The 12,506-nt window shown below is 61.4% G+C and carries 11 protein-coding genes; 3 read left to right on the top strand and 8 right to left on the bottom strand.

Going from position 1 to position 12,506, the window contains the following annotated elements; translation table 11 throughout:
- From R3F07_18575 to R3F07_18550, 6 genes are all read right to left on the bottom strand, one after another.
- Nucleotides 1–972 (bottom strand): Gfo/Idh/MocA family oxidoreductase (locus R3F07_18575; GenBank protein MEZ5278394.1); only part of this gene is annotated, 972 nt, incomplete at its 3' end.
- A 62-nt stretch (nucleotides 973–1,034) separates the two neighbouring features.
- Complete coding sequence (locus tag R3F07_18570; GenBank protein ID MEZ5278393.1) at nucleotides 1,035–1,622, bottom strand: HAD domain-containing protein; 588 nt, start codon at nucleotides 1,620–1,622, stop codon at nucleotides 1,035–1,037.
- A 99-nt stretch (nucleotides 1,623–1,721) separates the two neighbouring features.
- On the bottom strand, nucleotides 1,722–2,591 hold the full coding sequence (locus R3F07_18565; protein MEZ5278392.1) for a hypothetical protein: 870 nt from the start codon (nucleotides 2,589–2,591) through the stop codon (nucleotides 1,722–1,724).
- Nucleotides 2,592–2,709: 118 nt separating this feature from the next.
- The gene (locus R3F07_18560) at nucleotides 2,710–4,281 is read right to left on the bottom strand and encodes an aldehyde dehydrogenase family protein (GenBank protein MEZ5278391.1); all 1,572 of its coding nucleotides are present in this window, start codon (nucleotides 4,279–4,281) and stop codon (nucleotides 2,710–2,712) included.
- A complete protein-coding gene (locus tag R3F07_18555; protein MEZ5278390.1) occupies nucleotides 4,278–5,375 on the bottom strand; it encodes a saccharopine dehydrogenase NADP-binding domain-containing protein in 1,098 nt (365 codons plus the stop codon). The genes R3F07_18560 and R3F07_18555 overlap by 4 nt, the downstream gene beginning before the upstream one ends.
- On the bottom strand, nucleotides 5,372–6,625 hold the full coding sequence (locus R3F07_18550) for a hypothetical protein (GenBank protein ID MEZ5278389.1): 1,254 nt from the start codon (nucleotides 6,623–6,625) through the stop codon (nucleotides 5,372–5,374). The genes R3F07_18555 and R3F07_18550 overlap by 4 nt, the downstream gene beginning before the upstream one ends.
- 345 nt (nucleotides 6,626–6,970) lie before the next feature.
- On the opposite strand from R3F07_18550, the gene R3F07_18545 reads away from it, so the two are divergent.
- The gene (locus R3F07_18545) at nucleotides 6,971–8,059 is read left to right on the top strand and encodes a uroporphyrinogen decarboxylase family protein (protein ID MEZ5278388.1); all 1,089 of its coding nucleotides are present in this window, start codon (nucleotides 6,971–6,973) and stop codon (nucleotides 8,057–8,059) included.
- Nucleotides 8,060–8,189: 130 nt separating this feature from the next.
- Here the strand turns inward: R3F07_18545 and R3F07_18540 are convergent, their stop codons facing one another.
- On the bottom strand, nucleotides 8,190–9,173 hold the full coding sequence (locus tag R3F07_18540) for an aldo/keto reductase (protein MEZ5278387.1): 984 nt from the start codon (nucleotides 9,171–9,173) through the stop codon (nucleotides 8,190–8,192).
- 158 nt (nucleotides 9,174–9,331) lie between these two features.
- On the opposite strand from R3F07_18540, the gene R3F07_18535 reads away from it, so the two are divergent.
- Both R3F07_18535 and nhaC read left to right on the top strand, forming a co-directional pair.
- Entirely contained in the window at nucleotides 9,332–10,324 is a 993-nt protein-coding gene (locus tag R3F07_18535; protein ID MEZ5278386.1) for a substrate-binding domain-containing protein, read from the top strand.
- 93 nt (nucleotides 10,325–10,417) lie between these two features.
- Entirely contained in the window at nucleotides 10,418–11,866 is a 1,449-nt protein-coding gene (gene nhaC, locus R3F07_18530; protein MEZ5278385.1) for a Na+/H+ antiporter NhaC, read from the top strand.
- Here the strand turns inward: nhaC and R3F07_18525 are convergent.
- Nucleotides 11,841–12,461 carry a flavin reductase family protein gene (locus tag R3F07_18525; GenBank protein MEZ5278384.1) on the bottom strand — a complete coding sequence of 207 codons (621 nt, stop codon included), beginning with the start codon at nucleotides 12,459–12,461 and terminating at the stop codon, nucleotides 11,841–11,843. The two genes, nhaC and R3F07_18525, sit on opposite strands and share 26 nt — an antisense overlap.
- Nucleotides 12,462–12,506 lie beyond the last annotated feature (45 nt).

Genomic DNA, 12,506 nt, shown 5'->3' with positions numbered 1-12,506 from the left:
CTCGACGAACTCGTTCATCAGGTAGCCGTGGGAGCCGCCGTGTCCACCGGCATCAACCCCGGGAGGGAGCGGCGGACGGACAATCACCGGAAACACCCGATCTTTCTGATGACTCTGGAAAACTCGGTCGAAGGATCCCTTTTCCGCGCGAATCCGGCCTCGCTCCCCACCATGACCGGGAGTATCCCAACTCACCCCCATCCGGGCCATGCCACCATCGCTGGTGCGCATGAGCGCGATTTCGGTACCGAACGGATTCCGATAGACATTGTTCTCCGGCTTGAGGTGTTCGACGGCACTGGATATGCCCATGCACGAGACTTCGGTGAAGCTCCCGCCAGTCACGCCGACATAGTAAGCGTTCGAGTGAGTGGGATACCACTGCGGCGGCAGCCCCGTTCGCCATCCTCCGTGCGCGGCCAACGGCGCGCCGAAATAGTGCCAGTATTCGCCTTCGGCGTAGATGACCTTGCCGAGGTTTCCGGCCCGGTACATCTCCCGCATGCAATAGAGGTCCTCATGATAATAGGAAGTCTCGAACATCATGTACTTGCGACCGGTCGCCTTGACCGTGGCAAAGAGTTCGTCCGCGTCCTCCAGGGAGCCAAAGACCGCCGGCACGGCCGAAGCCACATGCTTGCCGGCCTTGAGCGCCGCGATCGCCAGTCGCGCATGACTCGGTGCGTCGGTCGCGATGAAGATCGCCTCGAGCGAGTCATCCGCGATCAACTCTTCGCAAGTGGACACCGTTCTCAGGCATCGGCACAACCTGGCCAATTCGGCACATTTCCCGGGATTCATGTCGGCCACGGCGGCGACCGTCACGTTGGGATGATCCTGAAAATGGAAAGCCGCCCCGAACCCGCAGACGCCGTATCCCGCGATGCCGACCCGTATTCTACGGTCGGATACGGGCTCCCAGCTGCCCGCCGCATCCCGGTCGGCAGATGTCTGCTCGAATCCCTGAATCACGGGGTCTCCGTTCTCTGGGTTCGGGGTGGAGGCATGTGTCTCCCGAGAATCACCTGTTGATTTCATAAGGCGGGACCGGTTGCGAGCTTCCATGGTGTCGCCAGCAGCTGAATGGCCCGGTCCGCCAGATCCCGTGTGAGGCCAACTCGCGGATCGGTCTGAACCAGCCGCCCACCATGCATGGCCATGTCATCGTGATCGTCAAGAATGACAAACGACGCCACCGGATAAGGCGCGGAACGCAACCACGCATCAATCTCAAGACCGCGGGTCTCTTGGAGAAGTGGTGTTGACCCGACCACCCGGCCGGGCAGCACGCCATCGCGATCGAGGAAGCCGGCGATCTCGCTCAGAGTCCAGACCTCCCTCCAGGTGCTCGTGATCACAATCTGTGTATCCCGCTGTTGAAGCAGGGTATTCAGAGCGCCGATGGTTGATTCCGGAAAGCGGTAACGGGTCCCCAAGTCCTTCACGCTTTGCTCTGAGTTCAGCACACCGTCAAAATCGAGAAACACGAACCTGCCAGGCTCGGTCGGCCACGGTGCGATGGCCCCGGCCCCGGTGCGAACTCCATAGACGAGGTCGTTGCAGCAATCCTTTTCGAGGGCCGCCATCACCGCCCTGGCGGCATCATCAAGCGCTTTGCTCATTGGATTCTCCTATACCGCCGGGAAGCCAACCAAGAGATGCGAGGGGCCGCAACCACCATGGCCATACCCGGTCTTCGACCCACGGTGAATCCTCAAGACTCACCCTTTCGGCATCGTCCACGACCGGAGTTGCCGCTTCCAGACTTTGCCCAGTTGGCGACGGATCACCTGGATATCGTCCCACCGATCCGGAAAAACCGAGAGATCGTAGCCCGGCGCACCCTGTTCGGGGCAGACGAAGATTTCGCGACCCGGGGTTGCCGCCTCCAGCCAGCAGGCGAACACGCGCTCGGCGAATTCCAGCCAATCCCTGAACTCTGGAGTGAGTTTCCCGTCCCAGCCCATCGCGGGAATCTGCGCGTGGTGGCCGTTGAAGGGTCGCATGTGGAACTGGTTGGCGACCTGAATCAGGTCCGGTCGCTCCGCCAGCCGGTCCCAGAACGGAGCCCCCAGGCTCTTGACCACTGCCGGATGGGAGAAATCCCAGGTCATTTTCAATGGCCGCTTTTCGGCCTTCTCGAATCCTTCGGCCAGGGCATACGCCTTCTCCGGCGTTTCCGTGCACGTATCGCGATGCACCTCGATCGATACATCCAGAGCCAGGGTGTCCGCCGCTTCCATCACCCGCCGGGCCAGGGAAACCGCCCGGTGGGTCGGGGTGTCGTGATCGAGCATCTGCACGTTGACGCAGCGGGCACCGGCCAATTTCAATCGCTTCAGCCGCGGTCGAACCTCGCTCGCCCGGCCGAGGTCGACGATTCCACTGAAAACGAGCCCGTTCTCTTCGATCATCTCACGGGTCACCGGAGGAACCCGCCCCATGAACCCATCAAAACCGGCCTTGCGGATCTTTCGGATCTTTTTCTCGACCGACCACGGACTCTTCTTTCCCCCGTAATCGGTCAGGGTCCACAATGATCCCAGCTGAACAAGAACCGGCTTCGCTCCCGACGCCTTCTTTTCGCTCATGCCTGGAAAGCTACACGGCGATCCGGGCGATGGGGAGACAATTCCGCCGGATGGACGCGATGTCACAAAGAACGTCTCGACCAACCATCAAGTCGAGGCGAACGCGTCGTTCAATTCCCTAAGCGTCTCCACCAAACTGAATGCCCTGGGCGAGGGGCAGCGAGTCCGAGTAATTGACCGTGGCGGTCTGCCGGCGCATATAGGCCTTCCAGGAATCACTTCCGCTTTCCCGTCCGCCTCCCGTGTCCTTCTCACCACCGAAGGCACCCCCGATCTCCGCACCGCTGGTACCAATATTCACGTTGGCGATACCGCAGTCGCTCCCTGCCGCCGCGAGGAAGCGCTCGGCCTCCTGCAGGTCACGGGTGAAGATGGCGCCACTCAATCCCTGCGGCACTTCATTGTGAATCGCGATGGCCTCTTCGAACTCACTGTAGTCGATCAGGTAGAGGATTGGGGCGAAGGTCTCGCGTTTCACCACTTCCCTCTCCCGCCCGACTTCCGCCACACAAGGTGCGACATAGCATCCTCCCGGATAGTGTGCACCGCTCAAACGCCGGCCACCCCAGAGAACCCTGCCCCCGCCCTCCTCGATTTCGCCGATCGTCTCCATCATGGCCTGAACCGACGCGACATCGATCAATGGTCCCATCAGGGTCCGCGGATCCATGGGATTGCCGATCGGAAGGGTTTGATAGGCCTGCGCAAGTTCGTCGATCAGACGGGCGCGAACCGTGGAATGAACGATCAATCGCCGTGTGGTCGTGCAACGTTGTCCGGCCGTGCCGACCGCACCGAAGAACAGGGCACGTGCGGCCAGCTTCAAATCCGCCGATGGCGTCACGATGACCGCGTTGTTGCCACCCAGCTCAAGGAGCGAACGGCCCAGTCGCTCCGCCACCACCCGGCCGACCCGGCGACCCATCGGCGTCGAACCCGTGGCCGAGATCAGGGGAACCCGCCGATCTGCCGCCAGCACGGTCCCCACCGTCGCCCCGTCACCCACAATCAGGCTGAAGAGTGCCGGATCCACCCCACATTCACGACAGGTCTTCTCGGCCAGCCGAATCGTGGCGATCGCGGTGAAGGGTGTCTTTTCCGAGGGCTTCCACACAGTGGCATCGCCGCAGACCGCAGCGAGCGCGCTGTTCCAGGCCCAGACCGCGACGGGGAAGTTGAAGGCCGAAATAATGCCGACCAGGCCCAGCGGATGCCACTGCTCCATCATCCGATGACCGGGACGCTCCGAGGGCATCGTGCGGCCATAGAGCTGACGCGAAAGGCCGACGGCGAAGTCGCAGATATCGATCATCTCCTGAACCTCACCTTCGCCTTCCGCCAGGATCTTGCCCGACTCGATCGAAACCAGCGCTCCCAGATCCTTTTTGACCGCCCGCAGGGCGTTTCCGAATTGTCGAATGACATCGCCCCGCCGAGGCGCGGGAAGAGACCGCCACGTGGCATACGCCTCCTGGACCCGGGGGATGACGGCCTCGTAATCCGTTCGGCTTCCCTGGGCCACGCGCCCGATCAGGCTTCCGTCGATCGGAGAATGCTTCTCCAGCCACGCGCCGCTCCCGAACCATTCGCCATTGAAGACCCCCGGAGAGTCACGCTCGACGCCAAGACGCCTGAAGATCGCCGAGGTTATCTCAGCGACCGTGGCATGGTTTTCCGAAGATTCTGTCATGGCTCCGCAACTGTAGGGATGTCAGGCCCGTAGACTCGCCCGCCCCATTTGGTCGAGAAGAAGCGATCCAATTCGATCGACTCCTGCTTGACGAATCCCGATGACAATTCTCCCGCATTGTAAAGCTCCAGCATGGCCAGCACACCGGCCGCCGTGGAAAGCTGGATCGCTGACAACCGGGTTTCGCGGACCGTGGTGCCGAGGATCTTCTTCACAAAAGACCTCTGCTGGAAACCCTCGCCTTCAATGCTGCCGACCGCGTTGACAAAGATGATGACCACGTCCTGGTCCGTCATGGGCACTTCCTGGTCGAATATCTCGGTCAGGACTTTGGGATTCCTTCCCAGGTTCAGGTCATCGAGCAGAAAACGCATCAGGTCCCGATGACCGGGGTAACGGATCGTCTTGTAATTCAAATCCTGGATACGGCCCTCGTAGGTTTCACACATGGTGGCCACGCCGCCCGACGTATTGAAAGCCTCGTACTCCGCACCGTCGAGAGTGATCTTCTCGAGACCTTCGAGAGGCAGTGTTTGCAGCCGCTTTCCCGCATGAAGGGCCTCGGCCAGGTGGCAGTATTCGTTGATCAGGCCGGCCGTGCTCCAACTCAGGTAGTACTTCATCGAGTTGCTGGCATAAAGAGGGAGTGCCCCCACCCGCAGTTCCAGGCTGCGCGGCGCCGAGAACTGCGACACCAGGCCACCGCCGATGACATTGATCGCCCCGGGGGCAAGGCCGCATTGGGGCATGAAAACCACATTCGCCTCTTTTGCCAGCTCACGGATGAACGAGGTCGTTTCGACGTCTTCCGTCAGGTCGAAATACGAAACGCCGCATCGGGCGCAGGCCCGGGCAATGGCCCGATTCAGGAAGAACGGAGCCGCACTGACGATGGCATCGCGTCCCCTGATGAATGAATCGAGTTCGTCTTCATTCCGGAAATCCAGCCGCCTCAGGCCGGTTCTTCCCCGGGCGGGAAAGGCGGGTTCCTCCCGGTTGTCACCCAGGACGAGTTCCGTACAGAAGGCGCATGTTTCGAGCAGGGTCGCGATGGTGGTGCCGATCTTCCCCGCACCCAGGATTCCGATCTTCATGATGGAATGGTCTTGATGGCATTCCTCGGATCCGTCTCCGCGATGATGACACTGACTGCTTTCTGATTGAAGCCCTTGAAGCCGCCCCTGCGCTGCAGGTTCTCCAGGTGACTGCCGATCGCCCCCCGGTTCCTGAAGGTTTCCGCCTGGGCGGCCGTGATCCGCCCGTCGGAGACCAGGGCATCGAGGCGGGCCGGCTCGACCGCCCAGATCTCGCCCTCGGTGAAGGCCTGCCGCAGGAAGTCAAAGTCAGAAAACGGTTTCATGGTCGCTATGCCGGCTTCCGCCAATTGATCGCGCAGTCGATAAAAATCGAATCGCGCCTCCAGGTGGTGCATGCCGGCCTGCAGAAAGCTGTCGCCATGGAGCGCGCACCAGAGTCCCACCGTCCCCAGTTTGGAAACACCGGGCAGTGGTGCGGAAGAGAAGTCGACTTCGGTTTCCTCGGGCATCAGGTCGACATCGGCAAAAACGACCAAGCCGGCCCCGGGTTGCTCAAGAACCTGGGCCCCCCAGCCCGCTTCGGCCCCGGCATAGAAACGCTCTCTTTTCTCAAAGCCAAGGCGGCCAAGGAAGGTGATCACATCGCTGAAGTGGCGCCGTGAGCAACGGAAGGTATGGTGATCATGATTGCCCCAACCCAGGCCGAGAAGCTCCTGTCGGTGGCGCTGAAGGCGGGCCGCCCGGTTACGGCCTTCCCAATAGCGCCGTTCTTCTTCGAAAAAGAGCTGGCAGGCGACGTCGCGATCCACCCGCTGCAGCACCTCGTCCAGAACCAGGAAACCTCGGGCAAAGCCGTCCGCGTCGTCGCCGCCCTTTCGCTTCCGGGTCCGCCAGAGTTCACTGGCTGAGGCGACGGCGGACTGTTCATCGGGTGTCGAATCCCGAACCACGAAGCCGCGGTCAGCCAAACGCTCGACCGCGAAAAACGAAACCCCGTTTTCCTCGCTGATCAGGAAACGGCGGTAGCGCGAACGCGGACCACCTTCAGGCCGAAACTCCAGGTTGTGAGCCGCCGCGAAATCGGCGATGAACTCGGGGCGGATGGCAAGGCTCAGCGGCACCTCGCCTTTGACCGAGGTCTCGGCCAGAAGGAATCGGGGCATCATCGCCTTCGGGTGATGCATCACCGTGACCCCCGCCGGCGCCGGAACAGACTCCTCGACCAGGCCCATCCTCGCGAGTTCATCCCGGTGAGCGCCATCAACCACCAGATGATCCACCCACTGAAAGTTCCGTCCCCGTCTCATCCGCCATGCGCTGGACCAGGTGTCGGGCAAAGAATGCGTTTCCAAAAAGGCGCCAACAAAGACCTCAGCGAAGCGGGTCGCTTCGTCGGCCAGAGGCCAGTCAAAAATCTCATCCCTTGGGGGCATCACACTCAGCGGTACTGAGAACCTTCATTGAAGCGGAATCCGAGGAGAAAAGCGAGTCTCTTATCTCGGGACTGGATCACCGCGAAGCGGGAAGTCGGCAAGTCAGCCCGCTCGATAATCAGCTTCACTAATGCTGAGAAATATGATGTCTTGCTCCTGCTAATGACATTCGCGGGGTCCACGCCGCATACCCTCCACTTCGCCGCCAAACCGCCCATCATGATGACCACCCCACTCACCAGCCAGGAACGCATGAATCGCGCCATGGAACGCCGCGATCACGACCGCATCCCGCGCCATGATTCGTTCTGGCAGGATACGATCAACCGGTGGGAGAGAGAAGGGCTGGTCGGGAGTCACGCCGGGGTTCTGGCCCGGCTCGATTCCGACATCGCGACCCTCAACGGGATCTTCTGGCCCCACCCCTTTCCGGGACAACGGAAGATCCTGGCCGAGGATGAGAACACCGTGTCCGTCCTTGATGAATGGGGTGGATCCACCATGGTCTTCAAGGACCACCAGACCACGCCCACCCATCTCGGATGGGAATGCGAGACCCGGGAAATCTGGTACGAGCGCTTTCGCCCGGCCATCGTCAACCAGGGCATCCGCGTTGATGTCGAGGAGGCCCGCACCAAGTACACCCAGGCAAAAAAGGAGGGCAAGTGGACCCACATCACGGGCCTGGAACCATTCGAGTCCCTTCGAAAACTCCTCGGGGATGTCTCCTCCCTGATGGCCATGGCGGAGGACCCCGACTGGATCGCCGACATCAGCGAAGTCACCACAGACCTGAGCCTGAGGAACCTTCAGGCCTTCATCGACGCCGGCATCAAACCGGACGGCCTCTGGGTCTACGGCGACATGGCCTACAACCACGCCACCATGTGTTCCCCCGATTTCTACCGCAGGATCGTCTGGCCATCCCACAAGCGATTCTGCGATTTCGCCCATGAGAACGGAATGAAGTTCATCTACCACACCGATGGCGATGTCAACGGGGTGATGGACCTGTATCTGGAAGCTGGATTCGACTGCCTCCAGCCGCTCGAGTGCAAGGCCAACATGGACATCCGCAATCTCGTTCCGAAATACGGGGAAAGGATGTCCTTTTTCGGCAACGTCGACGTCATGGCCATGATCGACAACGATCTCGAAAGGATCGAGGCCGAACTCGTCTCAAAGATCACGGCCGGCAAGGAGAAGAAAGGCTACATCTACCACTCCGATCACTCGATCCCGCCCCAGGTCTCCTGGAAGACCTACTGTGCACTCATCGAGATGGTCAAGAAGCACGGGGATTATTGAGAAAAGCTGATGGTCGCCCGGCATGGACCAAGGTCCAGCCCTGCAAACCAACGATGCCACAATCTGTCGGGCTGGCGCTCGCGCCATGCCATGCCCAGGGACACCTCGGCAGCGGGGATGAGGTCAATCCTCAATACGGACCGCGGATATGGTCGCGGACTTCATTTCGGTAGAACTCCGCGAGCGCCCCGTGAAGTTCCGGCGAGAGCCTCGGCAGAGCACTCGCCCGGACGTTGCCCATGACCTGTTCGGGGCGGGTCGCCCCCGGAATGATCGTGGTGACCGCCTCGAAGTCCAGAATCCACCGCAGAGCCAGATCGACCAGACTCATTCCGTCGGGGACCATCTCCTTCAACCGATCGGCCAAAGCGACCCCCTTCTCGAAGGGGAGACCGGCGAAGGTTTCACCCACGTTGAAGGACTGGCCGTCCCGGTTGAAACTGCGGTGATCCCCGGACCCGAAGCGGGTATCCACCGTGAACTTTCCCGAGAGCAGACCCGAGGCGAGCGGCAACCGGACGATGATCGCGATCCCCTTGCTCTGGGCCAGATCGAAGAGCTCGGTGATCGGTTTCTGGCGGAAGATATTGAAGATGATCTGCAGGGAGGAAATTCCGGGCTGATGGGCACAGATCCGCGCCTCCTCCATCGATTCCACGCTCGCCCCGAAGGCCCGGATCTTCCCCTCATTCCTGAGTTCCCGCAGCCACTCGAAAACCTCGCCCTGACGCAAAACCTCGGTTGGCAGACAATGCAGTTGCGTCAGATCAAGCGATTCCACTCCAAGACGCCCAAGCGAAGCCTCCGTATGCCGGCGGATGGCTTCCCGGCCGAAATTGCCGGGCCAGCCCGGATCGCCGCCCCTCCCCAATTTCGTCGCCACGAATACCTTGTCTCCGGATTTCCGCAGGAAACGGCTGATTCGCTGTTCACTCAATCCCCCTCCATAGACGTCAGCCGTATCGAAAAAATTGATTCCCTGCTCCACCGCGGTCCGGAGAATCGCCTCCGCCGTTTCGTCGGAGACCTCGCCCCAGCTTCCCCCGATCTGCCAGGTGCCCAGGCCCACTTCGGAAACCATCCCGCCGTTATGTCCAAATACGCGTTTGTTCATCTCATCCCCACAGTAATGACACGGTGCGGAGGGGCAAGGGCAATGGCCGGCGGCAGCCGACCACTTCCGGCAGCCCGGTGATCGCCGACCCGACCGATTTCCACTTGCGCCGGGTCCGCCTTGGAGATAGCTCATCAATTCGAAAACCAAGCCGTCTGATGAACCTGAAACACGCCCTTCTCACCCTGGGTCTTGCCGTCCTCACCACCGGACTGCCGGCCGCGTCGAAAAACGAATTGACCATAGCCGTCATCCCGAAGGGCACCAGTCACGAATTCTGGAAATCCATTCACGCCGGCGCGGTCAAGGCCGGGCGGGAATTCGACGCCTCCGGCCGCAAGATCAACCTGATCTGGAAAGGTCCCCTGCGCGAGGACGATCGCGAGCAGCAGGTCCAGGTGGTCGAGAATTTTATCGGACGCCGGATCAGCGGAATGGTGCTGGCCCCCCTGGATTCCCAGGCGCTCGTCGGGCCGGTCGAGACCGCCGGCAAGGCGAATATCCCGGTTGTCATCATCGACTCCGGACTCAACACCGACAAGATCGTCAGCTTCATCGCCACGGACAACTATCACGGGGGTGAACTCGCGGCCGACCGCCTGGCCGAACTCCTCGGCGAAAAGGGCAATGCCCTCATGCTGCGATGTCAGGTGGGATCCGCCAGCACCGAAGAGCGGGAATCCGGTTTTCTCAACCGGATGCGCGGCCGGCATCCCGGTATCCGGATCATCTCCTCGGACCAGCACGGCGGAGCGACCCGGGACACCGCCTACCGCGCATCCCAGAACCTGCTCAACCGGTTCGGCCGCGAAACACAGGGGATTTTCACACCGAACGAGTCAACCTCGGTCGGCATGCTTCTGGCCATGCGCGATGCCGGACTGGCCGGCGGACGGGTCAAACTGGTCGGCTTCGACAGCGGGGAGCAACTGGTCGGAGCCCTCCGGGACGGAGATCTCCAGGGCCTGGTCAGCCAGAATCCCTTCAAGATGGGCTACCTCGGCGTCAAAACCCTCGTCGACCACATCGACGGAAAACCCGTCGATCTGATGGTGGATACCGGAGTCACCCTGGTCACACCGGAAAATGTCGACGACCCGGAAATCAACGAGCTGCTGAATCCCCCACTCGCGGAGTTCCTGAATCCCTGAGAGACGGTCTTCAATCCGGAGCCTCCCGCCATTCCCAAGACCTCCGCCATCCGACCACCCAAGCTGTGGGAAGCCCTCGTTCCCGTGGTCTTGATGATCTTTTTCCTGGGCCTCTCCGTGGTCAACGCCACCGAGATCCCCGAAATGCCGGTTCTGACCGGCTTTCTGGGATTCCTCGGACGCCTGCCCCTGATCGGCAGTCTGGTTGAAGCCGGACTCTCACCCCATATCCCGCTCATCTTCGGGACCGTGCTTTCGGGGCTCTTCAGCCTCCGGCTGGGCTATGGGTGGAACGAGATGCAACGGGGGATCACCGACGGCATCGTCGTCGCCCTACCCGCCTGCCTCATCCTCCTCGTCATCGGAATGCTCATCGCGACCTGGATCGCCAGCGGGATCGTCCCGACCATGATCACCTACGGACTGAAGCTGATTGCCCCATCGGTCTTCCTTCCGACCACCTGCATCATCTGCGCCCTCATCTCACTCTCGACCGGCAGTTCCTGGTCAACCGCCGGCACGGTCGGAATCGCCCTGATCGGGGTCGGACAGGGGCTGGGTTTCCCGCTGCCCATGGTGGCTGGAGCGATCATCTCGGGCGCCTATTTCGGCGACAAGATGTCGCCCCTCTCCGATACGACCAATCTGGCACCCGGAGTGGCCGGGACCGATCTCTTCTCCCATGTCCGGCACATGACCTACACGACCGGGCCCAGTCTGGTCATCGCCCTGATACTCTACCTCCTGCTCGGCCTCCGCCACGACAATAGTGGGACGGTCTCACTCGAGGGCATCCAGACCATCCTGGACACCCTGGACCGTCATTACCGGATCTCTCCGTGGCTGCTCATTCCGCCGCTTCTCGTCATTGTCATGGTTATCCTGCGGGTACCGGCCCTCCCCGCCCTGCTGCTCGGCGCCGTCATCGGGGGTATCACTGCCATGGCCGTCCAGGGAGTCTCGCTCGCCATGGTCATGGACGTTGCCCAGAACGGCGTCATTTCCGAAACCGGCGTGGGGGCCGTTGATGGTCTGCTCAGCCGGGGCGGCATGGAAAGCATGCTCTCAACCGTCGCCCTGATCATCTGTGCGCTAGCCTTCGGTGGCTTGATGGAACGCACCGGAATGCTCGCCGTCATCGCCGGAGCCATCCTCAAAGCGGTCCACTCCACCGGCTCCCTCGTCACCGCAACCGTGCTGACCTGTGTCGGCATGAACTTCATCGCCCCAGACCAGTACCTCTCCGTGGTGGTTCCGGGGAGGATGTACCGGGAGGCCTTTCATCGGCAGGGTCTCGATCCCCGCAACCTGTCGCGGTGCCTCGAGGACGGCGGCACGCTGTCCTCGCCGCTCGTCCCATGGAACACCTGCGGCGCCTATATGTGGGCCACCCTCGGCGTCTTTCCCTTCGCCTATCTGCCCTACGCCTTCCTCAACCTGATCAACCCCGCAATTTCCATCCTCTACGGCTTTACCGGGATCACAATGCTCAAGCTGCCGGGAAAGCCGGAACCGCTCAGTGCTCAAGATCCTCAGGCGTAATCCGGGGGATCTCATAGAGATCGGATGTCCGGGCATACCAGCCCCGTCCGTGCATGCGCCCGACGGCAGCCAGCTTCTCGGTGGCCACATAGCCCTTCCCGGCGTCGTAACAGGCGTCGTCGATGTGCACCTCGACGACTTCGCCGATGAGAATGCGGCTCCGCCCGATCTCGATCGTCTGGACTTCGCGACACTCCAGATGAACCGGTGATTCGGCAATCCGTGGCGCCGCCACCTGGATCGACGGCAGCGTGGTCAGCCCCGCCTTCTCGAGTTCATTCACCCCTTGAGCGAACTCCGCAGCCGTCACATTCATCGCAGCGGCATTGAGGTCAGTCACCAGGTTGATCACGAATTCACCGGTATCCCGGATATTGATGACCGTGTCCTTGGGGACGCCCCCGCCCCGGTTGCCGATCCCGATCGCTACCAGCGCAGGATCCGCTCCGACCGCGTTGAAGAAACTGAAAGGCGCCGCGTTGATCCGCCCCTTGCGGTCAACCGTGGTGATCCAGGCAATCGGCCGGGGAACAACCACGGCGGTCAGGATCTTGTAGCGTTCCAACGGCGTCGCCGTCCGAAAATCAATTTGCATAAGACGTCGATCCTGGAAGACCCGATCCGTTCGATCCACGAAAAA

The organism is Opitutaceae bacterium (assembly GCA_041395105.1).
GTDB lineage: Bacteria > Verrucomicrobiota > Verrucomicrobiia > Opitutales > Opitutaceae > B12-G4.
The sequence above is the reverse complement of the archived record's forward strand: the minus strand, read 5'-3'. Positions and strand labels throughout refer to the sequence as shown.

What these genes read in the sequence shown, in the direction of transcription:
- R3F07_18570 (MEZ5278393.1), bottom strand. Translation starts at nt 1,622, where the DNA reads ATGAGCAAAGCGCTTGATGATGCCGCCAGGGCGGTGATGGCGGCCCTC.
- R3F07_18565 (MEZ5278392.1), bottom strand. Translation starts at nt 2,591, where the DNA reads ATGAGCGAAAAGAAGGCGTCGGGAGCGAAGCCGGTTCTTGTTCAGCTG.
- R3F07_18560 (MEZ5278391.1), bottom strand. Translation starts at nt 4,281, where the DNA reads ATGACAGAATCTTCGGAAAACCATGCCACGGTCGCTGAGATAACCTCG.
- R3F07_18555 (MEZ5278390.1), bottom strand. Translation starts at nt 5,375, where the DNA reads ATGAAGATCGGAATCCTGGGTGCGGGGAAGATCGGCACCACCATCGCG.
- R3F07_18550 (MEZ5278389.1), bottom strand. Translation starts at nt 6,625, where the DNA reads ATGAGACGGGGACGGAACTTTCAGTGGGTGGATCATCTGGTGGTTGAT.
- R3F07_18545 (MEZ5278388.1), top strand. Translation starts at nt 6,971, where the DNA reads ATGATGACCACCCCACTCACCAGCCAGGAACGCATGAATCGCGCCATG.
- R3F07_18540 (MEZ5278387.1), bottom strand. Translation starts at nt 9,173, where the DNA reads ATGAACAAACGCGTATTTGGACATAACGGCGGGATGGTTTCCGAAGTG.
- R3F07_18535 (MEZ5278386.1), top strand. Translation starts at nt 9,332, where the DNA reads ATGAACCTGAAACACGCCCTTCTCACCCTGGGTCTTGCCGTCCTCACC.
- nhaC (MEZ5278385.1), top strand. Translation starts at nt 10,418, where the DNA reads ATGATCTTTTTCCTGGGCCTCTCCGTGGTCAACGCCACCGAGATCCCC.
- R3F07_18525 (MEZ5278384.1), bottom strand. Translation starts at nt 12,461, where the DNA reads ATGCAAATTGATTTTCGGACGGCGACGCCGTTGGAACGCTACAAGATC.